The organism is Acidithiobacillus albertensis (assembly GCF_001931655.1).
GTDB lineage: Bacteria > Pseudomonadota > Gammaproteobacteria > Acidithiobacillales > Acidithiobacillaceae > Acidithiobacillus > Acidithiobacillus thiooxidans.
Genome location: NZ_MOAD01000001.1, coordinates 1458176 through 1484205, shown reverse-complemented (window position 1 = coordinate 1484205; position 26030 = coordinate 1458176). Strand labels below are relative to the sequence as shown.

At 52.5% G+C, this 26030-nt stretch carries 24 protein-coding genes; 17 read left to right on the top strand and 7 right to left on the bottom strand.

All coding sequences use genetic code 11. The features are described from left to right. Positions 1-13 precede the first annotated feature (13 nt). Genes BLW97_RS07620 through tilS form a run of 11 tightly spaced genes read left to right on the top strand, consistent with a single transcriptional unit; the run spans position 14 to position 12503 of the window. A complete protein-coding gene (locus tag BLW97_RS07620; RefSeq protein ID WP_075322839.1) occupies positions 14-544 on the top strand; it encodes an OmpH/Skp family outer membrane protein in 531 nt (176 codons plus the stop codon). Continuing rightward, entirely contained in the window at positions 544-1608 is a 1065-nt protein-coding gene (lpxD, locus tag BLW97_RS07615) for a UDP-3-O-(3-hydroxymyristoyl)glucosamine N-acyltransferase (RefSeq protein WP_075322838.1), read from the top strand. The genes BLW97_RS07620 and lpxD overlap by 1 nt, the downstream gene beginning before the upstream one ends. Next, positions 1598-2047 (top strand): 3-hydroxyacyl-ACP dehydratase FabZ, encoded by a 450-nt coding sequence (gene fabZ / locus BLW97_RS07610; RefSeq protein ID WP_024893489.1) that lies wholly within the window; start codon positions 1598-1600, stop codon positions 2045-2047. The genes lpxD and fabZ overlap by 11 nt, the downstream gene beginning before the upstream one ends. Beyond that, positions 2044-2826 carry an acyl-ACP--UDP-N-acetylglucosamine O-acyltransferase gene (gene lpxA / locus BLW97_RS07605; protein WP_075322837.1) on the top strand — a complete coding sequence of 261 codons (783 nt, stop codon included), beginning with the start codon at positions 2044-2046 and terminating at the stop codon, positions 2824-2826. Before fabZ ends, lpxA begins: the two co-directional genes overlap by 4 nt. After that, entirely contained in the window at positions 2823-3764 is a 942-nt protein-coding gene (locus tag BLW97_RS07600) for a Gfo/Idh/MocA family protein (protein WP_075322836.1), read from the top strand. The genes lpxA and BLW97_RS07600 overlap by 4 nt, the downstream gene beginning before the upstream one ends. Positions 3765-3812: 48 nt before the next feature. Next, the gene (locus BLW97_RS07595; protein WP_075322835.1) at positions 3813-4922 is read left to right on the top strand and encodes a DegT/DnrJ/EryC1/StrS family aminotransferase; all 1110 of its coding nucleotides are present in this window, start codon (positions 3813-3815) and stop codon (positions 4920-4922) included. Between the two features lie 4 nt (positions 4923-4926). Further along, complete coding sequence (gene lpxB, locus BLW97_RS07590) at positions 4927-6054, top strand: lipid-A-disaccharide synthase (RefSeq protein WP_075322834.1); 1128 nt, start codon at positions 4927-4929, stop codon at positions 6052-6054. Between the two features lie 41 nt (positions 6055-6095). Further along, complete coding sequence (locus tag BLW97_RS07585) at positions 6096-6698, top strand: ribonuclease HII (RefSeq protein WP_075322833.1); 603 nt, start codon at positions 6096-6098, stop codon at positions 6696-6698. Further along, positions 6695-10201 carry a DNA polymerase III subunit alpha gene (gene dnaE, locus BLW97_RS07580; RefSeq protein WP_075322832.1) on the top strand — a complete coding sequence of 1169 codons (3507 nt, stop codon included), beginning with the start codon at positions 6695-6697 and terminating at the stop codon, positions 10199-10201. The genes BLW97_RS07585 and dnaE overlap by 4 nt, the downstream gene beginning before the upstream one ends. Positions 10202-10231: 30 nt before the next feature. Continuing rightward, positions 10232-11182, top strand: coding sequence for an acetyl-CoA carboxylase carboxyltransferase subunit alpha (locus tag BLW97_RS07575; protein WP_010638820.1), 951 nt, complete (start codon positions 10232-10234; stop codon positions 11180-11182). Beyond that, positions 11160-12503 carry a tRNA lysidine(34) synthetase TilS gene (gene tilS / locus BLW97_RS07570; protein ID WP_075322831.1) on the top strand — a complete coding sequence of 448 codons (1344 nt, stop codon included), beginning with the start codon at positions 11160-11162 and terminating at the stop codon, positions 12501-12503. Before BLW97_RS07575 ends, tilS begins: the two co-directional genes overlap by 23 nt. 6 nt (positions 12504-12509) lie before the next feature. On the opposite strand, the gene dksA is transcribed toward tilS, so the two are convergent. After that, positions 12510-12974: an RNA polymerase-binding protein DksA gene (dksA, locus tag BLW97_RS07565; RefSeq protein WP_024893481.1), complete on the bottom strand. Its 465-nt coding sequence runs from the start codon at positions 12972-12974 to the stop codon at positions 12510-12512. A 120-nt stretch (positions 12975-13094) separates the two neighbouring features. On the opposite strand from dksA, the gene BLW97_RS07560 reads away from it, so the two are divergent. Then, entirely contained in the window at positions 13095-13859 is a 765-nt protein-coding gene (locus BLW97_RS07560) for an HAD-IA family hydrolase (RefSeq protein WP_065974495.1), read from the top strand. Positions 13860-13947: 88 nt separating this feature from the next. Here BLW97_RS07560 and BLW97_RS07555 read toward each other — a convergent pair whose 3' ends face one another. After that, positions 13948-14187: an HP1242/YdcH family protein gene (locus BLW97_RS07555; protein ID WP_010638825.1), complete on the bottom strand. Its 240-nt coding sequence runs from the start codon at positions 14185-14187 to the stop codon at positions 13948-13950. 344 nt (positions 14188-14531) lie between these two features. Here BLW97_RS07555 and galU point away from each other — a divergent pair, with 344 nt between their 5' ends. Together galU and BLW97_RS07545 are read left to right on the top strand one after the other, a co-directional pair. Beyond that, positions 14532-15476: a UTP--glucose-1-phosphate uridylyltransferase GalU gene (gene galU, locus BLW97_RS07550; protein WP_075322830.1), complete on the top strand. Its 945-nt coding sequence runs from the start codon at positions 14532-14534 to the stop codon at positions 15474-15476. A gap of 5 nt (positions 15477-15481) precedes the next feature. Further along, positions 15482-16231 carry a PilZ domain-containing protein gene (locus BLW97_RS07545; protein ID WP_075322829.1) on the top strand — a complete coding sequence of 250 codons (750 nt, stop codon included), beginning with the start codon at positions 15482-15484 and terminating at the stop codon, positions 16229-16231. 32 nt (positions 16232-16263) lie between these two features. Here BLW97_RS07545 and BLW97_RS07540 read toward each other — a convergent pair whose 3' ends face one another. Next, positions 16264-17442, bottom strand: a complete 1179-nt coding sequence (locus BLW97_RS07540; RefSeq protein ID WP_075322828.1) for a glycosyltransferase — start codon at positions 17440-17442, stop codon at positions 16264-16266. 15 nt (positions 17443-17457) lie between these two features. Further along, the gene (locus BLW97_RS07535) at positions 17458-18582 is read right to left on the bottom strand and encodes a glycosyltransferase family 4 protein (RefSeq protein ID WP_075322827.1); all 1125 of its coding nucleotides are present in this window, start codon (positions 18580-18582) and stop codon (positions 17458-17460) included. Positions 18583-18785: 203 nt separating this feature from the next. Here BLW97_RS07535 and BLW97_RS07530 point away from each other — a divergent pair, with 203 nt between their 5' ends. The 3 genes from BLW97_RS07530 (at position 18786) to BLW97_RS07520 (ending at position 23807) form a co-directional block, all read left to right on the top strand. After that, positions 18786-20756, top strand: coding sequence for a DNA topoisomerase IV subunit B (locus BLW97_RS07530; protein ID WP_075322826.1), 1971 nt, complete (start codon positions 18786-18788; stop codon positions 20754-20756). A gap of 38 nt (positions 20757-20794) precedes the next feature. Then, positions 20795-23116: a DNA topoisomerase IV subunit A gene (parC, locus tag BLW97_RS07525; RefSeq protein ID WP_242947753.1), complete on the top strand. Its 2322-nt coding sequence runs from the start codon at positions 20795-20797 to the stop codon at positions 23114-23116. Between the two features lie 166 nt (positions 23117-23282). Further along, entirely contained in the window at positions 23283-23807 is a 525-nt protein-coding gene (locus BLW97_RS07520) for a hypothetical protein (RefSeq protein WP_242947751.1), read from the top strand. 8 nt (positions 23808-23815) lie between these two features. Here BLW97_RS07520 and BLW97_RS07515 read toward each other — a convergent pair whose 3' ends face one another. The 3 genes from BLW97_RS07515 to BLW97_RS07505 all read right to left on the bottom strand — a co-directional run bounded on the left by BLW97_RS07515 (position 23816) and on the right by BLW97_RS07505 (position 25771). Beyond that, a complete protein-coding gene (locus BLW97_RS07515; protein WP_010638837.1) occupies positions 23816-24094 on the bottom strand; it encodes a YrhK family protein in 279 nt (92 codons plus the stop codon). Positions 24095-24159: 65 nt separating this feature from the next. Continuing rightward, positions 24160-24630 carry a lytic transglycosylase domain-containing protein gene (locus BLW97_RS07510; RefSeq protein WP_242947750.1) on the bottom strand — a complete coding sequence of 157 codons (471 nt, stop codon included), beginning with the start codon at positions 24628-24630 and terminating at the stop codon, positions 24160-24162. A gap of 250 nt (positions 24631-24880) precedes the next feature. Further along, on the bottom strand, positions 24881-25771 hold the full coding sequence (locus BLW97_RS07505; RefSeq protein ID WP_242947748.1) for a sensor domain-containing diguanylate cyclase: 891 nt from the start codon (positions 25769-25771) through the stop codon (positions 24881-24883). Positions 25772-26030: the final 259 nt, after the last annotated feature.

Genomic DNA, 26030 nt, shown 5'->3' with positions numbered 1-26030 from the left:
CGGTGAGATGGGTATGATGCGTCAGTTACTTCTGGGTCTGGGTTTGTTGCTGTTTGCCGGGATAGCCTTGGCGGATCCCATGAAAATTGGCTTTGTCGATCTTGATAAAGCCCTGCGCGAGCTTCCAGAAGCGCAGGTTGGCGCGGCGAACCTCAATAAGCAGGTGGAGGCGAAGCAAAAGGAAATAGAAGCAAAGCGCCAACAGATAGATACTTTTCAGAAATCGCTGGAAAAAGATTTTCCACATTTGAGTAATGCCCAGCGACAGGATCGCGAAGCTCAATTGCAAAGTATGATTCTCAGTCTTCAGCAATTTCAGCGCCAGGCTCAGGATACGCTCAACTATCAACGCAATCAGATCCTCAAGAATATTCAGACCCAACTGGTCAAAGTGGTCAGTCAAATTGGCCGTGCCGGGCATTATACGGTCATTCTCAATGACAAGTCGGTGTTATATGTCAGTGGTGCCATTGATTTAACCGGGCAGGTGGTGGCAGCGATGAACAGCACGATGAGTGCGGCAAAGTCCACAGGTAAAAAATAATGAGGGCAGCCAGCGCACATCGCCTTCAGGATCTGGCACAACACATTGCTGGAGAAGTACGCGGTGATGCGGAATATCTGATTACCGGCATGGCACCTCTGGATACTGCCGAGGCTGGGGATATTACTTTTTTCCAGGCGAGCAGCCTGCGCAGCTGTTTGCAGTCCAGTCAGGCTGGTGCTGTTATCCTCAGTTCTGAATTTGCTGATGATTTTTCTGGGCACTGCATTGTTGTCAAAAACCCCTATGCGGCTTTTGCTAAAACCATGCAGTACCTGTTTCCTGTGGCCCGATCTGAACCGGGTATTCATCACAGCGCTCAACTGGATCGGAATGTACAGATCCATCCTGAGGTACGCATGGATGCTTTCGTCAAGGTGGAGGCGGGGGCACAGATCGCGGCCCGAGTTTGGCTTGAGGCAGGGGTATTTGTGGGCGCTGACGTTCAGATAGGGGCGGGCACCCATGTTTATCCGGGTGCGAAAATCTACTCTGGTTGCCGCATTGGCGAACGGTGTGTTGTCCACGCGGGTGCGGTCATTGGTGCCGATGGTTTTGGGTTTGCGGAAGAAAACGGAAAATATCTGAAAATTCCCCAGATAGGCGGGGTACTGATTGGCAATGATGTGGAGATAGGTGCCAATACCTGTATTGATCGTGGTGTTCTGACCGATACGATCCTTGCCGACGGGGTCAAGATCGATAATCTGGTACAAATCGGCCATAATGTACAAATAGGCGCGCATACCGTTATTGCCGGCCAAACGGGAATAGCAGGCAGTGCCCGTATTGGCAGCCATTGCCGGATTGGCGGGCAGGTTGGCATTACCGGCCATGTTGAAATAGCAGATAACTGCGTGATTGCCGGACAAAGTGCTATTACCCATTCGTTACGCAGCCCGGGGGTTTATTCGGGAGTGGTCCCTGCCCATGAAATTACGCGATGGCGGCGCATTGTTGCCCGCTTTGACGGGCTGGATACCTTATTTCGGCGGGTAAAAAATCTGGAAAAAAAATCTGCGCACCAAGCATCAACTGACGGAGAGCCATTTCATGGAGAGTGAACTGAATATTCAGGATATTATGAAGCGATTACCGCATCGCTATCCTTTTTTGCTGGTGGACCGTGTGCTGCATGTGGAAGTGGGGAAATCATTGCGTGCGATCAAAAATGTCACTATAAATGAGCCCTTTTTTCAGGGACATTTTCCGGCTATGCCCGTCATGCCAGGGGTTTTGATTATTGAAGCCCTGGCCCAGGCTGCTGCTCTACTGGCTTTTGTTTCGGAAGATAAATATGGTGAAAATGCTGCTGTGTATTTTGCCGGTATTGATAAAGCCCGCTTCCGCAAACCGGTCACTCCAGGCGATCGCCTGGAACTGCTGGCTAACGTCAGCCGGCGTCGCTCGGGAATGTGGCAAATGGAAACCCAGGCATTGGTGGATGGTCATGAGGTGGCTTCGGCCCTGTTGATGGCGACACTTCGGGAAACCGCTCCATGACTAGGGATATTCACCCTACGGCCATTGTTGATTCAGGTGCTATTGTGGGTGCCGATTGTAAAATTGGTCCTTACGCAGTGATTGGTGCTCACGTCGAGCTGGGCGCTCATTGTCAGATCGGTGCGCATGCGGTACTGGAAGGTCCGACCAGGATAGGTAGCCATAATCATATTTTTCAGTTTGCTTCAGTGGGGACAGCTCCTCAGGATCTAGGTTACCAGGGCGAGTCTACGGCACTGGAAATTGGTTCGCACAATACCTTGCGGGAATTCGTGACGGTGAATCGCGGCACGGTAAAGGGGGGCGGTGTTACGCGGATTGGTAGCCATAATCTGCTCATGGCCTATTGTCATGTGGCGCATGACTGCCGCATCGGCGATCAGGTGGTGATGGCCAATGCGGCGACTCTGGCCGGACATGTCTGCATTGAAGATCATGCCATTCTGGGTGGCCTTTCTGCCGTACATCAATTTGCACGCATAGGTTCACATGCCATTTTGGGTGGGGGGACCATGGCACCTTTGGATATTCCACCTTATATGATGGCTGCCGGGAACCATGCCAGTCTTCATGGAATTAATGTGCGTGGTCTGGCTCGGCGTGGCATTTCCCGCGAGACCATTTTGCAAATCAAACGCGCTTACAGGATTTTGTTCCGTTCCGGGCAACGACTGGATGATGCTATGGAAGAGGTGCGCCAGCGCGGTCTTGATGCCCCGGAAATCGCCCATTTGCTGGACTTCATCCAGAACAGCAAGCGCGGAATTACCCGACCATGAAAAATCTCAAAACAGCCGTGATCGGTGTGGGTCATCTGGGTCGTTTTCATGCCCAGAAATATGCCAATGTGTCCGATCTGCAAGGCATTTATGACGCCAATCCCGATCGTGCTGCTGAAGTGGCCCAGGAACTGGGCTGTCGGGCTTTTGCCAGTATTCCTGAGCTGCTGGCTTCAGTAGAAGCCATATCCATAGCGACCCCAACTTCAACCCATCATGAGGTTGCTGAAGAAGCACTGCGTGCGGGAGTGCATTGCCTGGTTGAAAAGCCGTTCACGCTGGATATTCCGGAAGCAGACGCCCTGATTGCCCTGGCTCAGGAACGTCAACTGGTTCTGGCTGTGGGGCATATCAAAAGAGTGCATCCAGCCATTCGCTATTTGCGTCAGGCGGGTTATGGCGCCCCGCGTTACCTGGAGGCAGAGCGTCTGGCACCGTTCAAGCCCCGTTCTCTGGATATTGATGTCATCATGGATCTCATGATTCATGATCTTGATCTGACTTTATTGTTGACCGAGGCCGAACCTGTTGATGTGCGCGCGGTAGGCGTTGCTGCGGTGACCGACAAGGCCGACATGGCCAATGCCTGGATTACTCTCAGTAACGGTACCGTGGCGAACCTTGCGGCCTCCCGGGTGGTTCGCGAACCGGCCCGGCGCTTGCGGATTTTCTGGCAGGACCGTTACGCTTCTGTGGATTTTATCCAGAATACCCTGCACATTTACCATCGCGGAGAAGGCGCCGTGCCAGGTATTCCCGGTGTTCGGGATGAAGCCGTCAATTTGGCTAAAACCGATGCCCTGGCCGCAGAAATTGAAGATTTTCTGGGTGCGGTGCTGCGTCAATCTCCGGTATTTTGTGATGGTATGGCGGGTCGCCGGGTATTGGCGGCAGCACTGCAAGTACGCAAGGCGGTGGATGGTTTTCTTTCCCGATGAGGGATGGGCCAGACCCAGTGAATGAATTTCTAAACAGGATATCAATACATGAGTTATAGTACAGCCATTCCCATGGTCGATTTGCGCGCGCATTTTCAGCCACTGCGTGAAGAAATTCTTGCCGGATTGGGAAAAATTCTGGATCAGGCGGGTTTTATTCTCGGTGAACACGGTCGTGCTCTGGAACAGGATGTGGCCCAACTTTGTGGCGTAGCCCATGGGGTAGGCTGTGCGTCGGGAACAGATGCATTGTTGCTGGCTCTGCGTGCTTTGGGGATTGGGCCGGGGGATGAAGTCATTGTGCCTACCTTCACCTTTATTGCTACGGCAGAAGCGGTCCTTTACGTGGGGGCAAAGCCGGTCTTTGTAGACGTGGACCCGCAAAATTATGTGCTGACCGCGTCACTTGTTGAAGCGGCCATCACCGACCGCACAAAAGCCATTATTCCAGTGCATCTTTATGGCCTGCCTGCCGATATGCCCGCTATCATGTCTTTGGCGCAACAGTATCATCTGAAGGTCATTGAAGATTGTGCCCAGGCTATTGGGGCCAGTATTCATGGGCGTGCGGTGGGAAGCTTTGGTGATATCGGCTGTTTTTCCTTTTTCCCCAGCAAAAATCTTGGCGGTGCTGGTGATGGCGGCATGGTGGTGACCAATGATCCGGAACTGGAAAAACAATTAAGGGGCTTGCGCAATCATGGTTCATGGCAGACTTATCATCATGATGTACTGGGTTATAACAGTCGTCTGGATGAAATGCAGGCATTGATTTTGCGCACGGAATTTCCGCATCTTTCTATTTTTAATGCGGGTCGTCAACGGGCTGCTGCCTGGTATGCCGAGCATCTGGCGGGCCTGGATCTGCAGTTACCCCATGCACCAGAAGCTTATCAGCATGTATACCACCAATATACGATTCAGCTGGAAGGTCGGGATGCGTTAAAAGCCGCCTTGCAGGCTGAGCAGATTGCCAGCGCCATTTACTACCCCATTCCCGGCCATCGCCAGAAAATGTTTGGTGATCAGCCTCAAGGCCATTGTCCGGTAGCGGACAATCTGGCCGAGCGGGTTTTGTCCTTGCCCATGTTTCCCGAGCTGCAAGAGGCGCAGGTTGCCCGGGTGGCAGAGGTGATTCGCCGCACGCTGAAGGATTAAAGCGTTGGGCAAGGTATTTATCCTTGCTGTAGAGCGTTCCGGAGAAAATCTCGGACTGGAAATCATGGAAAATGCGACTGCTGCTGGTCTGGATTTACATTGGTCAGGAGTAGTGGGTTCGCGTTTGCAGGCCGCCGGCGTTGAAAATATTGCCGACGGGGAACCACTTGCCATCATCGGTCTGGTTGAGGTGCTGCGCCATTATGGGGCGCTACGCCGACTGTATCATCAGGTTGTATCGCACCTGAAAAATGAAAGGCCCACTTGTGTCATTCTGATTGATCACCCAGCATTCAATATGCGCATTGCCAAGGCTGCCAAGGCACTGGGCATTCGCGTTCTTTATGTGGTGGGGCCGCAGATTTGGGCCTGGCGCGGGCAGCGCATTCATCAAATCAAGCAGATTGTTGATCAAATGCTGGTGCTTTTTCCCTTCGAAGTTCCTATTTATGCCGAAGCCGGTGTTCCGGTGCAGGTTCTGGCCCATCCTTTGCTGGCACAGACTACTGCTGCACCTGATCGTTTGACTGCTCGGGCGGCTCTGGGGCTCGCGGCGGAGGATCAGGTGCTCGCCTTGCTGCCCGGCAGCCGGCGTGGTGAGCTGGAAAAACTTTCCCGCCGTTATGCGCAAACCGCAAGTTTGCTGCGCGAGCAGATGCCCCGGTTGAAAATTGTCGTGGCTCTGGCTCGTGATGAACTGGCGTCGGCCTGGAAGCGTCAGTGGGAACATGGAGCTGGCCCCTGTGATGCTCTGGTGGTTATTGCCCAAACCCGCACGGTACTGTCAGCCGCCAATGTGGTACTGGTGGCTTCCGGAACGGCGACCCTGGAAACCGCACTGATGGAACGTCCGGCGGTAGTGGTTTATGCCCTGAATGCGCTGACCTACGCTTTTGCGCGGCGCCTGGTTAAAACCCCTTTTGTGGCCATGCCCAATATTTTACTCAAGGAGTCTGTTTATCCGGAGTTTTTGCAGGATGCCTTTAAACCCGGACAAGTCGCTGCAGCTCTGTTACCCTTGTTTACCGATGCCGGTCATAAACAAGTTCAGCGCCTGAAGCAGATACGTGACTTGTTGCAGGGGGATTCCGCAGAGGCGTTGCAACAGGTTTTGCGGAAAATGCTTTTATGACTGGTAAATCCAAAAATGGCCAGTGGCATGAATAATTGAGAATGAGTACAGCCAGAAGATCTCCGGTTCTGGAACACTGGGGCCCCTCGTGCGCGGGTGTGGATGAAGCCGGTCGTGGTCCGCTGGCGGGGCCGGTCATTGCGGCGGCGGTGATTTTGCGTGAACCTCTGTACGGCCTGAATGACTCCAAGAAAATGACCGCCAAGGCCCGCTTGCAATGGGCTGCCAGAATTCGGCAGGAAGCGCGGGCCTGGTCGTTGAGCTGGGCGGCAGTGTGGGAAATTGAGCGCTACAATATTTTACAGGCCTCTTTACGGGCCATGTCCCGGGCTATTGCTGCCCTGCCAGTGCGTCCGGAGCTTGTTGTTGTGGATGGTAACCAGTCACCGCCGGGCTGGCAGGTTGAGACTCTGGTGGGCGGTGATGGTCGGGTAGATGCTATTGCAGCGGCCAGTATTCTCGCCAAGGTGGCGAGAGATCAGACCATGCAGGTGTTGGATGCTTATTATCCGCATTATGGCTTGGCCCGGCACATGGGTTATGGAACCGCAGTCCATATGCAGGCATTACAGCGATATGGACCTTGTCCGCTGCATCGACGTGGTTTTGGTCCGGTGGATCGAGCCTGGGAGGCAAAGCAGTGAGTGAACCGACTTTTGTCCATCTTCATGTGCATTCCGAATATTCGCTGGAGGATGGCATTATTCCGGTCAAGGCGCTGGCCAAGCGCTGTGCCGAAAAAAATATGCCGGCAGTGGCGATTACGGATCACGGTAATCTTTTTGCTCTGGTGAAGTTTTATAACGCCGCCCGCAGTCAGGGCGTGAAACCACTGATCGGGAGTGAAATCTGGGTCCACGATGAGGGCGATGCAGATCGCCCCGCCAGCCTGATTTTGTTGTGCATGAACAAAACCGGTTACGCCAATCTCAGCCGTCTGTTGAGTCGCGCCTATCTGGAGGGACATCAGCAGGGCCGCCCGCAAATTGCCGCCGAATGGTTGCAGCAGGCCAGTGATGGATTAATTGCCCTTTCCGCAGCGGGGCAGGGTGAAATCGGTCGGGCTTTGCTGCGCCGCGATCATGCGCAGGCTGAACTGTTGGCAAAACGCTATGCAGACTGGTTTCCCGAACGCTTTTATCTGGAACTGCAACGGAATGGCGAAAAAGATCAGGAAAGTCTGCTGCAAGCAACCCTCGGGCTGGCCGAAAAGCTGGATTTGCCGGTGGTGGCTACCAATAATGCCCATTTTCTGGATGCCGCCGATTTTGCCGCTTTTGATGCCCGTCAATGCATTTCTGCAGGGCTGACCCTGGATGATCCACGTCGGCCGCGACGATTTACCGCCGAACACCGTTTACCGGATCCAGAGGAAATGCGGACACTTTTTGCGGATTTACCCGAAGCTTGTGACAACACGGTAGAAATTGCCAAACGCTGTAATATGGAGTTGGTGCTGGGCCAATACGCCTTGCCGGATTATCCCATTCCTGAGGGTCAGTCTGTGGATGAATATCTGCATGAAGCGGCTCAGAAAGGGTTGCAGGTGCGTCTGAATGCCCTGGGGATTCGGGCTGAAGGCAGCTTGCCTTACCATGAACGCCTGCTGCGTGAAGTGGGGGTGATCCAGCAAATGGGTTTCCCCGGTTATTTTCTGATTGTGGCGGACTTTATCCAATGGGCCAAGAATAACGGGGTTCCAGTCGGCCCCGGACGTGGTTCGGGCGCCGGTTCTCTGGTGGCCTATGCCCTGGGGATTACCGACCTCGATCCGATCAGTAATGGCCTGCTTTTTGAACGCTTTCTGAATCCTGAACGGGTTTCCATGCCCGATTTTGACGTGGATTTCTGTATGGATCAGCGCGACCGGGTCATTCAGTATGTCGCTGAAAAATATGGCCGCGAACGGGTCGGTCAGATCATTACCTTTGGAACCATGAAGGCGCGGGCGGTAGTCCGGGACGTTGGCCGGGTGCTGGGACTGCCCTACGGGTTTGTGGATCAGCTCGCCAAGCTGGTGCCCGGTGATTTGGGCATGACCCTGGCCAAAGCCCTGGAAGAGTCCGAAGAGTTGCGGCGCCGCCAGACCGAAGAAGACGACGTGCGTGATCTTCTGGATATTGCCTTACGTCTGGAGGGATTGCCTCGCCATGCTTCCACCCATGCGGGGGGGGTTGTCATTTCTCCAGAGCCGCTGGCGGATCGTTTGCCGCTATTTACGGACAGTTCCGGTGGCGGTGGTAATGTGACCCAGCTGGACAAGGATGATGTCGAAAAAATGGGTCTGGTCAAATTCGACTTTTTGGGTCTGCGCACCCTGACCATTATTGATATGGCGGTAAAACTCATTAATGCCGCTGCCGTCACGGAGGACCTTGCGCCCCTGGATATTCAGCAACTCCCGCTCGATGATCCAGACACTTTTGCACTGCTGAAATCCACGGAAACCGTGGCCGTGTTTCAGCTGGAATCATCGGGCATGCGTGATCTGGTGCGGCGTCTGCAACCCGATACTTTTGAGGATATTGTCGCCCTGGTGGCCCTGTTTCGTCCCGGTCCTTTGCAGTCGGGCATGGTGGACGATTTTATTGCTCGCAAGCATGGCAAGGCCCAGGTCAGTTATTTGCACGCCAATCTCGAACCCATTCTCAAGGAAACCTACGGCGTTATTGTTTATCAGGAGCAGGTCATGCAATCGGCGCAGGTCCTGGCAGGCTATTCCCTGGGGGGTGCCGATTTGCTGCGCCGCGCCATGGGCAAGAAAAAACCCGAAGAAATGGCCAAACAACGCAGTATTTTTCTGGAGGGCGCCCATAAAAATGGCCTGCAACCCGATCAGGCAGGAGCCATTTTCGACCTGATGGAAAAATTTGCGGAATATGGTTTCAACAAATCCCATTCTGCCGCCTACGCTCTGGTTTCCTATCAGACAGCTTATCTCAAGGCCCATTATCCCCAGTTTTTCATGGCGGCAGTACTGACTGCGGATATGGACCATACCGACAAGGTCGTGGCGATGATTACCGAATGTCAGCGCATGGGACTGCGCATTGCCCCGCCCAGCGTGCAATGCAGTGGTCTGGAGTTTAAACCCGAAGGCAGGCAGGATATCCGTTTTGGTCTGGGGGCGATCAAGGGCCTGGGACGAGCGGCGATTCAGAGTATTCTGGAAGCACGTAGGGAAGGTCCTTTCCAGAGCCTCTTTGACCTGCTTTGTCGGGTAGATAGCCAGAAAATCAATCGCCGCGCGCTGGAGGCCTTGATTCGAGCCGGTGCCATGGATGACTGGCAGGTATCCAGAGCGGATCTGATGGCTTCTCTGGAAAACGCCATTGAAGCAGCCGCCCAATTTCAGCAAAGCCGGGCCAGTCTGCAGGAGTCCCTTTTTGACGGACTGGAAGCATTACCTGTCGCCCCCCCTATTAGTCATGCTGAGCTGTGGACATCCACAGAAATTCTGCGTCAGGAACGGGAAACCCTGGGCTTTTATTTCAGTGGTCATCCCATGGATGATCTCCGTGTGGAACTCGCCGAGCTGGGTGTGCAGCCGTTGAGCAATATTGTGGTGGGAACCGTTATGTTGGTTGCCGGATTGGTGGTGGCGCGGCGCAGCACCCGTACCAAAAGGGGCGATCGTATTTATTTTCTGACCCTGGATGATGGTGTAGGGCGTCTGGAGGTCGTGGTATTTGCCGAAGTCTGGGCCCAGGCGGGGAAAATCGGAGAAGGGGAAGAACCCGTGCTGGTCCTGGGTGAGGTCGGCGAAGACAGCTATTCCGGTGGTCTGCGACTCAGCGCCCTGCGGGTGCTGGATCGCCAGCGGGCTCGTGATGAGTTGGCAACACAATTGACCGTGGAAATTCCTCAGGGTGAGTCCCTGGCTCCCGAGCTTTTGCGTGACTGGCTTCAGCAATATCCGGGCTCTGTGCGTCTGCTACTGCGTTTACCGGTGGACAATGACCTGCAGGTGCTGTTAAAAGTTCCGGAAAGCTTAAGTTTTGTGGCGAGTGAAGAAGCCCTGGCGGCACTGCAGGCGCATATGCCCGAGGGATATCAATGGCAGTGGACGTACCGTGCTGCCACTTCGCTGGTAAATAATGTGATTCCTCTGGAACGTGGACAGCGCAAGACCCGGCGTCCCGCCTGAGGCAAGTTTTCAGATTGTTCAGGAGTACCTATGAAAATCAGTTATCTGGATTTTGAACAGGGTGTAGCAGAGCTGGAAGCCAAGGTAGAAGAGTTGCATGCTCTGAATCAGCCCGGTATCGCCGATGAAATCAAGCGCCTTGAAGTGAAGGCCCGCAAAGAGCTGCAGCGCATATACAGTAAGCTGGGTGCCTGGCAGACCGTGCAGGTGGCGCGCCATCCCCAGCGCCCCTATACCCTCGATTATGTGCAGGCTCTGTTCAGTGAAGTGCAAATTCTGGCCGGAGACCGCGCTTTTGCAGATGATCAGGCCATCATCGGCGGTTTGGCCCGCTTCAATGATCAGCCGATTGTCTGGATGGGACATCAAAAAGGGCGTGACACTAAGGAAAAAATCCAGCGTAATTTTGGTATGCCGCGCCCTGAGGGGTATCGCAAGGCGCTGCGCCTCTTGCGTTTGGCCGAACGCTTTCAATTACCGGTATTCACTTTTATTGATACGCCCGGTGCCTATCCTGGAATCGGTGCGGAGGAACGCGGCCAAAGTGAAGCCATTGCCCGGAATCTGGCGGTTATGTCCGATCTCGCCGTTCCCATCATCTGTACCGTCATTGGCGAAGGCGGGTCTGGCGGCGCACTCGCCATTGGCGTGGGTGATCGGATGCTGATGCTGGAATACAGTGTTTATTCCGTTATTTCACCGGAAGGCTGTGCGTCCATTCTCTGGAAAGATGCAGGAATGGCTGCGGAAGCGGCAGAAACCCTTGGTATTACGGCTCGCCGTTTACAGTCTCTCGGACTGGTAGACGAAGTCCTGGTTGAACCTCTGGGCGGTGCTCATCGTGATCCGGAAGCCGTTTTCACTTTGGTCCGGGAACGTTTTACCCAGCATCTGGATGAACTGAAAGCGATGGATACCAGTAAATTACTGACCACCCGTTATGAACGCCTGATGCATTATGGAGTGGTCGGCGCGGCCTGATCTGGAGCTAAGGCTCCAGAACATTCTCCAGAAGTGGGAGCTCCTGCCCCGGGAGCGCCCGTTTTTTGTGGCCTATAGTGGCGGATCGGACTCGACCGCCTTGCTGGCCGCTCTGGTGGCCTTGGGCTGTCCTGTGCAAGCCTTGCATGTAGATCATGGCTGGCACGCCGAGAGCCCGGACTGGGCGCGTTTCTGCGTCGCGCAGGCCAACGCCCTGGGTGTCTCCTGTATGGTGCTGCATTTACCTCCGGAAACTTCAGGAGAAGGTCCGGAAGATCGGGCCCGTCGCGGTCGTTATGCGTTGTTGGCGGCGCAGTTACAGGCCGGGGACTATCTGCTGACCGCTCAACATCAGCAAGATCAGGCCGAGACTTTTTTCCTGCAGTTATTGCGGGGTACGGGTATTGCCGGACTCTCCGGCATGCCTCAGCAAAAATCCTTGGGGGCAGGGGTGTTGCTTCGCCCATTTTTGCAGTTTCCTAAACAGGCACTGCTGGACTACCTCCAGGAAAAGAAAATCCCCTATATTTCCGATCCTGCGAATCAGGATCCCCGTTATGACCGGACCCGCGTTCGCGAACAGCTGTTACCGCTGCTCGAAAATCTCGGCTGGCCGCACGCTGTGGCCACTGTGGCCAGAACGGCAGAAAATCTGGGCGATGTTCACGAACTCGTCGATGACTGGTTTACCTTGTATTGGGATCGGCACCAGTCAGACCATCCTGGCTTGCAGGAAGACGCTTTGTCTCTGGGCTTTTTGCAGCGCCTGTCTCCAGCCCGGCAAAGGATGTTTTTGCGGGGCTGGCTGCAACGTCTTCAATGTCCATTACCCTCCCGGGCGCGTCTGGAGGTCCTTCAGGACGCACTGATGACCGCTACAGCTAAAAGTATTCAATGGGAGGGGGGTGCCTGCAGGATTCAGGGGAAAACCCTCTATTTAAGTCGTGCCCCGGAGTTTGATGATAATTGGCAAGAGGGTAGCTGGGATATTTCCCGGCCCCTTCCTTTTCGCGGCTGGGAATGCCGGTTACTGGCGCAAGGGTCTGGGGAAGGAGTCAGTCATGCTTTGCTCGCGGAGTGTGCCGAGGCTAATTTATATTGGCGACGCCGTCAAAATGGTGAGCGGTCACGGATGGCTAACGGACAGCATCGAACGGTAAAAAACATCATGCTGGAGGCTGGCATACCACCCGAATGGCGAGCAAATATTCCCCTGCTGTGGGATGAAGCCGGGCACTTGTTGTGCATTCCCGGTTATTATCTGGCCCCGTGGGTTTGCGCCCCGATGGGGGGCGCTGCGCTCTGCTTACTCCGAAAATAAAACTTTTCAGTCCTGCGCCATTTGTTTTTCACGTTTTTCTTCAAGTGTTTTGCAATCAATGCAAAGCGTGGCCGTTGGTCTGGCTTCAAGACGCCGCAGACCAATTTCCACACCACAGGATTCGCAATAGCCGTATTCATTTTCCTTGATGCGACCCAGAGCCTGGGTAATTTTGCGAATCAGTTTGCGTTCGCGGTCCCTTGCCCGTAATTCCAGACCCATGTCGGTTTCAAGACTGGCGCGATCATTGGGATCCGAGTAGTTGACGTTTTCCATTTGCATGTGTTGCACAGTACGATCGACCTCAGCCATGAGTTCGCCGCGCCAGTCTTCCAGAATTTTCTGGAAGTGAGCGATTTGCGCGTCGTTCATGTATTCTTCGTCAGGCTTCGGTTCGTATGGAACAAATGCGGTATATTGCTGAACATTTTTGGGGCTGATGCCAGCATTTTGAGAGGCTTGGTCTGCCATGTGATCTTCCTGTCCTTGTAATAAATCCGCTTACGTTTAACAGAGATCAGCCATTTTGGCAATCTTGCAGCTTGCGTTTACAATGCCGGCTCCTTCAACTCTGTACCAGGAATAAAGCTTATGCCCTTGCGCGCCCTGATTTTTGATGTGGACGGAACTCTTGCTGATACCGAGCGGGATGCTCACCGTGTGGCTTTCAACCAGGCATTTGCTGCTGCAGATCTTCCCTTTGACTGGGATGTACCTACCTACGGATATTATTTGAAGGTGACCGGTGGCAAGGAGCGCTTGCGCAGCTTTTTGAATGATCACCCTGAATATCCGCAGCTTGGTGATGCGGATATTGCCCGAATCCACAAGCAGAAAACGGGTTTTTATGTGGAGATGATGGAAGCCGGTCTTTTACCCTTGCGCCCCGGCGTGGAACGCCTGCTGAATGTTGCCAGAGAGGTCGGGCTACCCATAGCCATAGCGACCACGACTACCCCGGCCAATGTGGAGTCCTTGCTGAAAAGCACCCTGGGTAAAGATGGACCGGGCCGATTCCGGACCATTGGCGCCGGCGATATTGTGCCGCACAAAAAGCCGGCTCCGGATATCTATTTGTATGTACTGCGGCAATTGGGTTTTCCGGCTGCGGACTGCCTGGCTTTGGAGGACTCGGAAAATGGCTTGCGTTCTGCCGTCTCTGCCGGATTGGATACGGTGATTACGCAAACGGAATATACTCAACACCAGGATTTTTCATCGGCTCTGCGGGTACTTGATCAACTCGGCGAGCCCCAGGCTCCTGCACAGATTTTGCTAGGACGTGAAGCGGGTGCGCGCGTTGTGGTGGATGTGGATCTGCTGACCCAATGGTGGGAAGAAAAAACGCAGCATTAATCTGGAAACGGCCGTTGGCTGCTTCCAGGATTTATCAACTAAAATCATGTGTAGATGGCGGGTATTATTTCTTCGGGTATGTGTAAGCTTAATCCGAAGTAAGCATACGATATATTTCATCTTTCAGGAGCAGGCGTTTTTTCTTCATTTCTTCCAGACTTTGTGAACCGCTAGCCGCATCATTGCGCTCAATGTGCTCAATTTGCGCGGTCAGTTCATTGAACTCTTCGTAACGCCGGGCAAAATGGCCTTCCTCGGCCAGAAGCTGATCCATCCGTTCAGACAGTTCAGGAAACTCTGCTTTCAAGTCTTGGTGTTCAGTATTCATATATTCTCCGGTAGTGATTGGATCCACTGGCTGTCTGCGGGGCCAGCACAAGCCCCCCGCACTCAGTATAGCCTGCTGTTTTGCGCACGAAAAGCAGACAAAACCTGTTTCACAGGGATAGCGTGTTCCAATTTTGTTAAAGTTTTGGGTTTATTTACTGTTTTGGTTTTAATCAAAAATATTTTTCTGAGAATAAATATGTATCACATGTTTTACGTCTGGCATCTGTCTATGGAGGATTTTTTAGAAGGAGGGACGGTGAAGTACACCATTTGCTTTGCATGGTATAAGAATTGCTAATGCTTGGTAACTAAAATTTTGACCCAGCAAAAATGAGGTGTGTCATGCAGAAACATGCTCCGGATGTGGCAAAAAAATCTGTTCGGACCGCAGTCTTTCCTGTCGCAGGCATGGGTACCCGTTTTCTTCCTGCTACAAAAGCAACTCCTAAGGAAATGATGCCCGTGGTGGATAAACCGCTGATTCAATATGCCGTAGAAGAGGCTTTGGCAGCAGGTTGTGATCGTCTGGTATTCATAACGGGGCGGGGTAAACGTGCTATTGCCGACCATTTTGATGTCGCCTATGAGCTGGAAACAGAACTTGAAAAGCGCGGTAAAACAGCTCTACTGAAGGAAATTCAGAATATTGTACCGCGTGGTGTGACCACGACATTTATTCGCCAGCCTCGGGCTCTAGGCCTTGGTCATGCGGTGCTCATGGCTCGTGATGTGGTTGGCGATAATCCCTTTGCGGTGCTCTTGGCGGATGATCTGATTCTTTCAGAAAAGCCGGTGCTTTTACAGATGAAAGAACAGTATAGCCGTTATCAGACGGCTATATTGGCAATTCAACAGGTTCTGAGGGAGGAATGCAGTCGTTATGGAATAATCGCTTCATTGGGTCAGGAAGAACAAATTGTGCGTATCGGCGGAATCGTCGAAAAACCAGCGCCTGAGTCAGCTCCTTCCAATTTAGGGGTGGTGGGCCGCTATGTGCTTCCTGCAAGAATTTTTGACCTTCTGGAAGAATTGCCTTCGGGCGCTGGAGGTGAAATTCAATTGACGGATGCCATTGCCCGTTTGGCTCTTGAGCGTCAGGTGCTTGGTTATGAATTTGAAGGACAGCGCTTTGATTGTGGCGATAAGTTTGGTTACCTCCAGGCCATTGTCGAGTTTGCACTCATGCATCCTGAATTTGGTAAAGAGTTCAAAGCTTATCTCGATAAAAGAATGGTTCAGGCAGGGAAAAAGAGTAGGTCAGTTGCCAAAGTCACTTGTGCTGGATGAAGCATATGGCTAGCTCTGAGAGCGCTACAAATGATCTGAGTCTCATTTTACCTCCCCGTGCCGGACAAACATTTAGCGAGTATCTGCAAGTAATTGAGAAAATTTTTCAGGAAATAGCACAAGAAGATACAGTTACTCTTCTCAGTGCCATGCAGACGGGTGAAGTAATCGTATTTTCATCCGCCGAAGCCGATTCCGGCCAGCTGTGTAGTCTTTATAGCATCAATTCAAGTACTATTTCTCTAAAATTTAGTGTTTCCCAGAGGCTAAATCATGTTAATGATAATGAGCGAATTATGGTAATTATTGGATCTGGTAACAATATTTATGCTTTTTTCGCGAAATTTTTATACAATTCTGATAACCTCGCGATAGTTGCCGCGCCATTAGCTGTTTATAAGCGATCAGTGCGAAAATATTCGCGAATTAATATAATAGAGCCGCTTAAAATATCTTGTAAAGATGGTCTGCAGCTTGAGGGCGAAATCGCAGATTTTAGCCCTACCGGGATACGTTTTATTATGCCAACTATCAAAGTTATGAAGCGAGATACCATGTTAGTCGAATTTGCATCGGGCGATTGTGGGGCTTGTGAGACGCTTGTTCAGGTGACTCGCAGTCAAAGGCTTTCTTCCGGTGTGCGCAGTCAGGTGGCTGTGCGTATGTTATTGACTGGGTTGATGAAGAATAAAATGGAGTATATGTATTGGTGTTGCCGCAAGGTGCAATCAGGTAGCGCTCAATTGAAATACTGAGGCAATGTATGTGCATGTTGAATGTGCAGACATCATAATTTTTGCTTAGTTCTGTTTTCGTTAATGGTCTCTCGGTAAAATTCTGCCAGTTTTGCCACCATGGCGCTTTCTGCCCAATCCTGGGCGAGCTTTCGGGCCTCATCGGATAATTGCTGACGTAAATTTTCATCGGCGAGAAGTTCCGCGCAAGTTCGTGCGAACGTATTGGCTTCGGCAGGCGCTGATCGGGTGCCTAAACCGCTGCGGAGAACATCTGCCGCACCCATGGCTGGAACAGCAACAATGGGCAGTCCTGCGGCGAGGGCTTCCAGTAATACCATACCCTGTGTTTCCGTTTCCGATGCGAAAACCAGCAGGTCTGCAGCCGCATACGCCTGAGGTAATTCGGCAACATGATCAAGGTAACCCAAAAAGCGGACGTTTTGCGCCAATTGACTTGATTGCACCTCGTTTTCCAGGTTTGATCTGGCTGGCCCATCACCAACAAGTAGCAGCAGAATATCGGGAAATTGTTGTCTGAGCTGCTTTAACATGGACAGAAGCAGTCCGATATTTTTTTCGGGAGCCATGCGTCCTGCGTACAGCAGGACAGGACAATTTTGGTCCAGATTATAGCGCGTTCTAAAATCCTGGCGATGACTTGTATTATGGGTCTGATGATTGATGCGAATGCCGGTGGGAATCACTCTTGTCGGTGTACGGATACCATAATTCCAGAGAACTTCAGCCATGGCTTGGGACGGAACAATTAATCCGTTTATAGCTGCACATTGCTGGCGCGATGGAATGCGCGCCATAGCTTTACGCAGCGGACCGGGGATTTTTCCGTAGTAGTGGCCGAGATACGCTTCAAAATAGGTATGGTAGGAACTGATGACTGGCAATTTCAAACTCCGCGCCAGATGATTCCCCAGATAGTGGGCAACGAAGGGGGTCTGGATATGCAGGATATCGTAGTGGCGAGCTTTGAGACCGGTTTTTATTTTCAATAATGCGCGCGGTTGCATCAGTCGTTCTTCGGGGAAAAAAGGAATATTTCGTGCCGGAATACGGTAAATTCCGCATTCCTCAGACGTGCAGGAGCCATAATCCGGAATCAGTAAATCGACCTCGTGTCCCAGCAACTCCAATCCTTGGCGAAAGCTGCGAATGGAAGTGGCCACACCGCTGATGCGTGGAAAATAAGTATCAGAAATCATGAGAATGCGCATGGAATATCCAAAAATTCAGCGGGCTGCAAGTTGTTGTTGATAGGTGGCTTCGAGAATATCAAAGCTGCGTGTCCAGCTTTGTGATTCCGCACGCAGGCGTCCTGCCTTTCCCAAGCGCTGGCGTTCAGCGGGATTGCTATAGAGTGTTTGCATAGCTGTTTCCAGATCGCTATCACGCGGAAGCAGCAGACCATGTTCGCCATGAATGACTTGTTCGCAGACGCCCGGACAGTCATAGGCAATGATGGGCAAGGCGCTGGCCTGTGCTTCAAGTACCACATTACCGAAGGTTTCACTACAGGATGGAAAGCAGAACAAATCGGCGCTGGCGTACCAGCGAGCGAGATTCATGCCGTTTTGCATGCCCGCACAATAAATCCGTTTGTTGGCGTAATGGTCGATTTCACTGCGTAGCGGGCCATCACCGACCAGAACGAGGATAGCCCGGGGGTGGTTCCTGCTCAGTTTGCGAAAGGCTGCGAGCAGGGGCGGCAGGTTTTTTTCCCGCGCCAGACGCCCAACATACAGCAGTAATAAATCTTCATCGCCCAGTTCCAAATCCTTACGAATATTTTCATCACGCCATTGCGGATTGAAGCGCTGCGTATCTACCCCGCGCCCCCATTGCTGCAAATGCAGAAATCCCTGGTGATGGAGTCGCTGCAGAGTACCCTGACTGGGTACCAGCGTTTGCCGGGTCGCATTATGAAAATGACGTAAATAGAGACGCGCTATGTGGCGTAGGGCAGGAATCCCATAAAACGAAAAGTATTGGTCGAAATTGGTGTGGAAGCTGGTCACAACGGGCAAACCCAGTTTGCGCGCAGCGATGAGTGCCGAATAACCCAAAGGTCCTTCAGTGGCAATGTGTACCACCTCACTGCGCCAGGTCTGGAAGCAGTCAGTCAGATAGCCTGGATGGGTCCAACCTAATTTGACCTGAGGATAAAAAAACAGAGGGAATGCTTTCACCAGTCCTTCCTGAGCAGCCTCGTCAGATTGGCGGGGTCGAATGACCTGAATTTCGTGACCGCGTGCCCGGAGTTCTTCAACAGCCTTCCCTAAGGTAAGAGCTACTCCATTGATTTCTGGAGGGTAAGTCTCGGTGATCAGTGCGATTCTGAGTTTGCCTGTTGTCATGCCTTAACCGTTTGCTGAATGACTTGCAGGGCGAAGATGCTCTGCAGTTTATCCCCTCGACCTCGACATGATGATAACGGAGAAATATGACAATTTGATGAATCCTGCTGACATGCTGCTCAAAGTCATTAATCCGTTTATGATGGGCCCGGTAGTCAGCCCGAACTGAATTTGGGATACAATGATTAAGGAACCCTACTGTTTTGAACTATAGTGCTGAACAATTCACTGTCCTTAAGGGACTGGAGCCCGTGCGTTTGCGCCCGGGTATGTACACGCGTACCACCTGTCCGACACATATGGTTCAGGAGCTCATTGATAACTCTGCGGATGAAGCGCTGGCCGGACATGCGACCCGTATTGAAGTCACCGTACTCAGTGATGGGTCGGTCGTCGTCGAGGACAATGGTCGGGGGATTCCGGTAGGAATTCCTCCAGGAGAGACGCGTCCTGCAGCAGAATTGGCCTTTACTACCCTGCATGCAGGGGGGAAATTCGACAAGACTGACAAGTCTTCGGCTTACCGCTTTTCGGGCGGTTTGCATGGGGTGGGTGTGGCAGTTACCAATGCACTGTCCAGCCGTTTGTTGGTGGAAATTCATACCCGGGATCCGCAAGGGGGTGGGTATGGTCATTATCGTTTGAGCTTTGTGGACAGTAAGCTTCAGGAAGCCCTGACCCGCGTGGAAAACAGTCAGGCCCGCCGTCATGGGACTCGGGTTCAGGTTTGGCCGGATCCCCGCTATTTCGATTCTGCTCGAGTCAACATCCGGGAGTTGACGCACTTACTGCGTGCCAAGGCTATTTTGCTGCCCGGTTTGCAGGTGATTCTGAATTTACCGGAGCAGGAGGCGCTGGTCTGGCAGTATGATTCCGGCCTGGCGGAGTATCTGGGAGAAATGCTTGCGGAAGCAGAGCCTATTACCCCGGTTTTTGCAGGTGAAATGTATCAAAATGATGATAGTAATGGTTTCGCTCAAGGAGAGGGGGCGAGTTGGGCGTTATGTTGGAGTGCCCAGGGTAATCCACGTCCGGAAACCTACGTCAATCTGATTCCCACGCTCGATGGTGGAACCCATGAATCGGGTTTCCGCGCCGGTGTTTTTGAAGCAGTGCGCAGCTTTATGGAGCACCACAGTCTGGTGCCGGCCAAGCTGAAGCTGGTGCAGGATGATGTCACCGGTAAAATGGCTTTGGTGCTTTCCGGGCGGATTCTTGATCCCCAGTTTCAGGGTCAGACCAAAGATAAACTCACCAGTCGCGAAGCCTATAAGCTTATGGTGCAGACCATTCGCGATCCTCTGGATTTGTGGCTGAACAGCCATCCCGAGGCGGGCAGGGCCATTGTCGAGCAGGCTATTCAGAGCGCACAACTGCGTAGTCGCGCGGCGCAAAAAATAGAACGCAAGAAAGGCTCGGGCTTAGCGACTTTGCCGGGCAAGCTGACCGATTGCGAAAGTGAGGATATTCAACGCAATGAACTGTTTCTGGTAGAAGGTGATTCGGCGGGAGGCTCAGCCAAGGCTGCGCGTGATAAAGAATATCAGGCGCTATTACCGCTCCGGGGCAAGGTGCTGAATACCTGGGAGGTGGATGCGGACCTGATTTTCAAAAATCAGGAAGTACACAATATGGCCGTGGCACTGGGTATTGAGCCGCATGGTGTCGCGGCGGATCCTGAGCAGGTGCTGGCGGGGTTGCGCTATGGCAAAATCATGATTCTCTCTGATGCTGATGTGGATGGGAGTCATATTCAGGTGCTGATTTTAACGCTGTTTCTGCGCCATTTTCCGGCACTGCTCAGACGTGATCATGTATTTGTGGTGAAGCCGCCCTTGTATCGGGTAGATGCTACCTGGCGCGGCAAGGCCCGCAAAATCTATTGTGAAGCCGAAGCCGAGCGGGATGTAGCCATTGATCGTCTTCGCGCTGAAGGCGTCAAGGAATCGGCTATTTCGGTTCAGCGTTTCAAGGGCCTGGGAGAGATGAATCCAGATCAACTCTGGGAAACGGCCATGTGTCCCGACACCCGGTCCCTGGTGCCCTTGACCATGTCGCTATCTGATCAGGCTGCTCTCCATGAACGCTTCAGTCTGCTCATGAGCAAACAGTCGGCGGGCGGGCGTCGGGAATGGATGGAAAGAGATGGCTGGACAGCCGATCTGGATATTTGAGGAGATAACTGTGGTGGATGTTCAGAAAGGAATCCCACATGAGTAATACACTGGACTTGTTTGATGACTTCAGTCCTGAGCAGGCATCCAGCCCGCCAAACGAGCCCCCGCTGCCGACTGCAGAGGGGGGGGACCCCGAGGATCCTTCGCCGCCTCTTGCGGAATATGCCGCCAAAGCCTATCTGGCCTACGCCATGAGCGTCGTGACCGGGCGTGCCATTCCGGCTCTTGCCGACGGACAAAAGCCGGTGCAAAGACGCATTTTATATGCCATGCGCGATATGGGCCTGCAGCGTTCTCCCAAGCACGTCAAATCTGCCCGGGTGGTGGGTGAGGTGATCGGCAAGTGGCATCCCCATGGGGACAGTTCTGTATATGATGCCATGGTGCGCATGGCGCAGCATTTTACCTTGCGTTATCCCGTGGTGGATGGACAGGGTAATTTTGGTTCTCTGGATGGTGATTCTGCTGCAGCCATGCGCTACACCGAAGCCAATCTGACCCCCATCTCCGAGTTGTTGCTGGGTGAAATTGATGAGGGCACCGTCGATTTCCGCAGTAATTATGATGGTACCCTGGAAGAACCGGTGACGCTCCCTGCGCGTCTGCCATTTTTGTTGATGAATGGTGCCTCCGGCATTGCCGTCGGCATGGCTACAGAAATTCCGCCCCATAATCTGCGCGAGCTGGCGACCGTCTGTGCGCAGTTGGCAGCAAATCCGGAGACGTCGGATGACGCTATTCTTGAGCAGATACCCGGCCCGGATTTTCCCGGGGGAGGGCAGATTATTTCGCCACCCGAACAAATTCGTGAAGCTTATTTGTCGGGGCGGGGCAGTATTCGGGTACGGGCCCGCTGGGAAGTGGAAAAGCTGGCGCGGGGTGAGTGGCGCATCAGTATTCATGAACTGCCTCCAGGCGTTTCCACGGCACAGGTGCTCTCGGAAATAGAAAATCTCTCCAATCCTCAGCCGAGAGGTGAGGGCAAGAAAAAAGCCCTGACGCCAGAGCAGCAGTCCACTAAAACGGCCATGCTTTCACAGATAGATACGGTGCGCGATGAGTCCGGCAAGGATCACGCAGTGCGTATTGTGGTGGAACCCCGTTCCCGGAATCAGGACCCCCAGCAACTGATGACCTATTTATTGGCGCGCACTTCGCTTGAATCCAATCAGTCTGTCAATTTGACCGTGCTGGACCTGGAAGGCCGCGCACCTTGTCTGCCGCTAACGGCCATTTTGCGTCAGTGGGTAACTTATCGCCTGCGCACGGTTCGCCGCCGTAGCCAGTTTCGTCTGGACAAGACGTTGGCGCGTATCCATATTCTCGAAGGACGACTCCGGGTTCTTCTGGATATTGATGCCGTTATCCGGGTTATTCGGGAGTCCGATGATCCCAAAATCGACCTCATCCAGCACTTTGCTCTGACAGAAATTCAGGCCGAAGACATTCTTGAAATCCGTTTGCGGCAATTGGCCAGACTGGCTGGCATTGAACTGGAAAAAGAACTCAAGGACAAGCGGGATGTGGCCGATTATCTGGCTGGCCTGCTGGCGCATGAAGAACGCTTGAGGGCCTTGTTGGTTGAGGAAATCCGTGCCGATGCCCAGAAATTTGGTGACGACCGGCGTACTTTGCTGGAAGTCGATGTCGCCATAACCAGTAAATCTGCTCAGACTATTGTGGCTGCAGTGACCGACGAGCCAGTGACGGTCATAGTGTCTCGCAAAGGCTGGTTACGCAGTCGAGCCGGACACGGTATTGCCACGGAGAGTCTGAACTTCAAGGAAGGCGACCAGCTCCTGCAGGTTTTTGAAGTACGCTCTGTAGACCATCTGGTATTGCTGGATCAAACCGGTCGCGCTTATTCTGTTCCAGTCAGTCAGATTCCCGGTGGCCGTGGGGACGGGGTCCCCGCCTCCAGTCAGGTAGATTTTCAGCCCGGAGCTTCCCTTCAGTCGGCGGCTTGTGGTCCGGCCGACAGTTTGTGGCTGGTAGCGAGCAGTGGTGCATATGGCTTTGTCACTGCACTGGAAAACATGGCCGGGCGCAATCGTGCCGGGAAAGCTTTCCTGTCTCTGGATAAAGATGAGTATCCTTTGCCGCTGCTTCCTGTTTCTGATCTGTCTGCAGAAATATTGTGCGTTTCTTCAGATTATGCGGGATTGATATTTCCGCTGGCAGAAATCAAAAGCCTGCCGAAAGGGAAGGGGGTCAAATTGATGACACTGGCCCCCCAAGCCCATTTGCAAAGCCTTTATACTCATCCCGAGGGACAGACTTTGCCGCGCCCTATTCGTAAAAATCGCCTGGAGATTTGTCGCGGTAAGCGGGCTGGCAAGGGGCGTTCATTGCGCTAATGGAGAGCAGTCGTGCGCACCAATATAGTGCATTTGCATTATGGTGGTGCAACTTAATAGAAAACGATGTCGGAAATGCACTCGGTCCCGTCTGGAATGTTTCTTGCAAATGTATCAGCATGCCGACGATAAACGGCAGGTTTTTTTGCTGAATCAGGAGTCGATAATGTCTATAAAGGATTTGCTGCGCCGTGATCCCCGGTTGTCCGTCTTGCGTGATAGTTTGGGGGGCGAGCATACCCCGGTTTTTTACAGCTCGCTGGCGGATAATGTGAGTGCTGTGCACGACCCCATTACCGGAGCGGTGTTTTTATCCCCGGCGCTGGCTCAACAGCCCCAGGAATGGAGGCAAGCGCTCCTGGCTAGAGAACTGGGGCGTGCTACAGCTCCCAAGCGCAGCAGAAGATGGCGTCTGGGAGTTACGGCTTTTCTTCTCTGTGTGATTCTGGATGTTGTGCTCATGCAGGTTCCTCTGGCAATGATGCCCAGGCTGCTTGACGCAGGAGTTGCCACCGTATGTTTCTGGTTGGCTATCTGGCAGTTTAGAGGCTTACACGCGCGAAACACCATTCAACAAACGGAGCAGCATGCCAGCGCATGGGCTCGTGATCGGGTTGAGAATTATGACGAACTGATCGCGCAAGCCACTGCGCGGCAAAGTATTGCGCGATATTTGCGGCCCGCTCGCTGAACGGGCAGTTACATATCCCAACTACCACTGGGTAGTTTCTGTAGGTGAATATGGCGGGCGAGCCGGATCACCGGTCTTATTAACAGTTCGGCGCTGCCAATCACAAAAAGCCAGACGCCAGCCGTTTCCATGGAAGGATAGAAGAAAAAAAAACTGCCTATCAGAAATAATATGCCGATCATGAAATCATTGGCGATGCTGATGGTTTCGTAGCGGTTACGAATCAATAATTCATCGTGACCCATGCAGATAGTGAAATTGCTGTTTGACTGACTGTTTTCTGGCAAGGTCCTCTCCTGATCAAGTTAACAATAAATATTAATGTTAACATAGGCTGGCGTACAGACCGATTTCAAGCCGCCAGTGCCATCACCTGACGCGCATAAACTTTTGCCGGTATTGGAATATTCCCCTGGGCCACTGTGGTGGGTCCGGCATTATAGGCTTCCAGTGCCAGGCGCAGGTGTCCATGGAAAATCGCGAGCAGACGGCGCAAATAGCGGGCCCCCCCCACAATATTCTGGCGAGGCTTCCACGGATTGACATGGAGAATGCGCCAGGCGGTGCCGGGCATAAGCTGCATAGGACCAACAGCCCCAGCATAGCTGACGACGTTACTTGCACGACTTTCGACATGAATCACGGCGGCCAACAATTTGCGGGAAACTCCGGTTTGATTGGAAGCATACAGTACATCTTTACTGTAGACGCCAGCGAGCTTCTGCCATGCACGTCCCGTGAGCGGGTTGGCAAGAGCAGCAGAAGATTGTGGTTGGGAACTGTGTGAGCTTCGAGAACTACTTAAAGTTATTCTTGGTTTCATTAGAGCTATATTTGCAGGGAGTCCGGAGATACTGCACTGCAAAGGCTGCGGGGCAATAATAAACAAGAAGCTTAATCCGGCCGTCACTGCGACCACAAAAAGTTTTTTCAAATCAAAATAACCACATAGCTGCAAGGGCCATAGGTTATACAGGTTTTTTTTGGCGGACGCAAGTTTTAGCTGATGCTAATATGCTTGGGCAGATCCGATTGTCAGACCCGGCCAGTCCGTTGTGTTTTCATTATCCTGATCATGATAAAAGCATTGCGACATGGGCGCCGCCATTCTGTTTGGCCTGATAAAGAGCCCGATCTGCTCGGGCCAGTGCCAGAGAAAATGGCAGGTCTTCTTCATGCAACTCGGTCAAGCCGATGCTGGCTGAGATGGAAACTTCATTATCGGAGAGTCTAATGCTGATTTTCTGCATTTTTTCCTGAATTCGTTCCAGGATTTCCAAGCCTTCTGTCATCGTACACTTTCTGAAAATGATCGCGAATTCATCTCCACCCAGGCGACCAAAAACGTCTGTTTCCCGAAGGGTCTCCTTAAAGAGTGATACAAAGACTTTCAGAACACGATCTCCGCTCAAGTGTCCATAGCGGTCATTGATGGGTTTGAATTTATCCAGATCAATCACGGCGAGCAGGCTATATTCTGGCTGTCTACGCAAATGCTTGATCAGGTGATTGGCTTTTTCCAGAAAGGCCCTACGGTTCAATATGCCGGTCAATTCATCAATGGTGGCGAGTCGATGTAGCTTTTCCTTAATAACGACCTGTTCGCTCACATCTCTGAACAGGCCTTCCATACCCAGAAACTGCTTATCCTCACTATAAATTGCGCTGCTGGTAATTTCGACATCCACAATATGCCCATCTTTATGTTTCAGGCGTGCCGGGAAGTTTTGAACTTTCCCATGTTTCTTAACGGCGGTGACAATATTTGCCCGTGCTTGTGGATCAAAATAGAAGCTGGAAGCAGGGAGGCCAATAACTTCTTCAGGTAAATAACCTAAAACACCTAAGGCTGCGGGACCCACCAAGGTCAGGTTTTGCTCACTGTCCGTTCGATAGAAAACGTCGAGCATATTTTCAAAAAGCCGCTGAAAATTCTGCTCAGATTGGCTGATTTCATGTCCCATTTCTTCACTGAGCTCGGTAGCGGCCGCCAGAACCAGAGTATGCCCGGCAATTTCAATTAATGAACTGACAGATATGATGTGTTTAATTTTGCCATTGAGCGTGTAAACACAATAATGTTTAGTTAGTAACGATCACGGCGCACGGGTTACAGGGAACCCTTAATGGATCGCCTCTATCCCTGATTGGATATGAACTCATTTTTCGGCGCACTCCGCGTGGGTTACGCTTACCCCGACTGGTAACAGCGCGACCGGAAGC

Bases quoted from the DNA above. Each gene is read 5' to 3' on its own strand.
- BLW97_RS07620 (WP_075322839.1), top strand. From the start codon at position 14: ATGATGCGTCAGTTACTTCTGGGTCTGGGTTTGTTGCTGTTTGCCGGG.
- lpxD (WP_075322838.1), top strand. From the start codon at position 544: ATGAGGGCAGCCAGCGCACATCGCCTTCAGGATCTGGCACAACACATT.
- fabZ (WP_024893489.1), top strand. From the start codon at position 1,598: ATGGAGAGTGAACTGAATATTCAGGATATTATGAAGCGATTACCGCAT.
- lpxA (WP_075322837.1), top strand. From the start codon at position 2,044: ATGACTAGGGATATTCACCCTACGGCCATTGTTGATTCAGGTGCTATT.
- BLW97_RS07600 (WP_075322836.1), top strand. From the start codon at position 2,823: ATGAAAAATCTCAAAACAGCCGTGATCGGTGTGGGTCATCTGGGTCGT.
- BLW97_RS07595 (WP_075322835.1), top strand. From the start codon at position 3,813: ATGAGTTATAGTACAGCCATTCCCATGGTCGATTTGCGCGCGCATTTT.
- BLW97_RS07585 (WP_075322833.1), top strand. From the start codon at position 6,096: ATGAGTACAGCCAGAAGATCTCCGGTTCTGGAACACTGGGGCCCCTCG.
- BLW97_RS07575 (WP_010638820.1), top strand. From the start codon at position 10,232: ATGAAAATCAGTTATCTGGATTTTGAACAGGGTGTAGCAGAGCTGGAA.
- tilS (WP_075322831.1), top strand. From the start codon at position 11,160: ATGGAGTGGTCGGCGCGGCCTGATCTGGAGCTAAGGCTCCAGAACATT.
- dksA (WP_024893481.1), bottom strand. From the start codon at position 12,974: ATGGCAGACCAAGCCTCTCAAAATGCTGGCATCAGCCCCAAAAATGTT.
- BLW97_RS07560 (WP_065974495.1), top strand. From the start codon at position 13,095: ATGCCCTTGCGCGCCCTGATTTTTGATGTGGACGGAACTCTTGCTGAT.
- BLW97_RS07555 (WP_010638825.1), bottom strand. From the start codon at position 14,187: ATGAATACTGAACACCAAGACTTGAAAGCAGAGTTTCCTGAACTGTCT.
- galU (WP_075322830.1), top strand. From the start codon at position 14,532: ATGCAGAAACATGCTCCGGATGTGGCAAAAAAATCTGTTCGGACCGCA.
- BLW97_RS07545 (WP_075322829.1), top strand. From the start codon at position 15,482: ATGGCTAGCTCTGAGAGCGCTACAAATGATCTGAGTCTCATTTTACCT.
- BLW97_RS07540 (WP_075322828.1), bottom strand. From the start codon at position 17,442: ATGCGCATTCTCATGATTTCTGATACTTATTTTCCACGCATCAGCGGT.
- BLW97_RS07535 (WP_075322827.1), bottom strand. From the start codon at position 18,582: ATGACAACAGGCAAACTCAGAATCGCACTGATCACCGAGACTTACCCT.
- parC (WP_242947753.1), top strand. From the start codon at position 20,795: ATGAGTAATACACTGGACTTGTTTGATGACTTCAGTCCTGAGCAGGCA.
- BLW97_RS07520 (WP_242947751.1), top strand. From the start codon at position 23,283: ATGTCTATAAAGGATTTGCTGCGCCGTGATCCCCGGTTGTCCGTCTTG.
- BLW97_RS07510 (WP_242947750.1), bottom strand. From the start codon at position 24,630: ATGAAACCAAGAATAACTTTAAGTAGTTCTCGAAGCTCACACAGTTCC.
- BLW97_RS07505 (WP_242947748.1), bottom strand. From the start codon at position 25,771: ATGGGACATGAAATCAGCCAATCTGAGCAGAATTTTCAGCGGCTTTTT.